Source organism: Citrobacter sp. wls826 (assembly GCF_005281245.1).
Lineage (GTDB): Bacteria > Pseudomonadota > Gammaproteobacteria > Enterobacterales > Enterobacteriaceae > Citrobacter > Citrobacter braakii.
Genome location: NZ_SZWS01000055.1, coordinates 49,805 through 50,883, shown reverse-complemented (window position 1 = coordinate 50,883; position 1,079 = coordinate 49,805). Strand labels below are relative to the sequence as shown.

Genomic DNA, 1,079 nt, shown 5'->3' with positions numbered 1-1,079 from the left:
AACGCGCCAGCGCTACGCGCTGTCGCTGACCGCCGGAAAGCTCACCGGGGAGGCGCTCCAGCAGTGAGTCGATCCCCATTTGCTGGGCGATGTGATGCATTTTCTCCCGCTGCGATGCGTTCAGCTTCAATCCCGGGTTAAGGCCCAGGCCGATGTTTTGCTGCACGCTCAGGTGGCTGAACAGGTTATTTTCCTGAAACAGCATCGAAACGGGGCGACGTGATGGAGGCGTGGCGGTGTGATCTTCACCTTCAATCAACATGGTACCGCTGGCAGGCGTGAGAAAGCCGGCGATCAGATTCAGCAGCGTACTTTTCCCGGCGCCGCTGGGCCCGAGGATCGCGACCTGCTCACCGCGTGCGATCGACAGCGTAAAGCGCATCGGCAAATGGTGATAAAGCCATGTTATATCAATCAGTTTTAACATTTCGACCCGGCAATTTCTCAATAACGGTAAACAGCGTAAAGCACAGGATCAGCAGCAATAACGCCGTAACTGCGCCATCCTGACTGCGATAAGAGCCAATCTGCTGATATAAATAAAACGGCAGGGTGCGGAAATCCTCATTACCAAATAGCGCGACCACGCCAAAATCGCCAATCGACAGCACGCAGGCAAAAGCCATCGCCTGCGCCAGCGGGCGCTTCAGGGCACGCAGTTCAACCACTTTCAGGCGCGACCATCCCTCAATTCCCAACGACTGGCACAACATACTGTAGCGGGCGGTGATGTCCCGCATTGGGTTTTCCAGTACCTTCAGCGCGTAAGGGATCGCCATCAGCGCATTGGTAAAAATGACAATCCCGTCGGCTGATTCGGGGAGTCCAATGGTGTTATTGAGCAGCAGAAAGAAGCCGGTTGCCAGCACGATGCCCGGCATGGCGAGGATCATCATGCCGCTAAGTTCCAGCATCTGACCTGCCAGCACCTGCTGTCGGGCACGCAGTTCACGACTGCTCCATAACAGCATCATGGTGAGAACTACGCACAACGCACCTGCCGCCAGCGCAATGCGCAGCGAGGTTCCCAGTGCGTGCCACAGTACAGGTTGCTTAAGAACATCCAGCATATGGCGGTT

2 protein-coding genes are annotated in these 1,079 nt (G+C 56.1%); both read right to left on the bottom strand.

The features are described 5' to 3' along the window. Positions 1-427 (bottom strand): thiamine ABC transporter ATP-binding protein (thiQ, locus tag FDW87_RS22815; protein ID WP_252363214.1); only part of this gene is annotated, 427 nt, incomplete at its 3' end. Then, positions 411-1,079 (bottom strand): ABC transporter permease subunit (locus FDW87_RS22810; RefSeq protein ID WP_252363213.1); only part of this gene is annotated, 669 nt, incomplete at its 5' end. The genes FDW87_RS22810 and thiQ, both read right to left, overlap by 17 nt.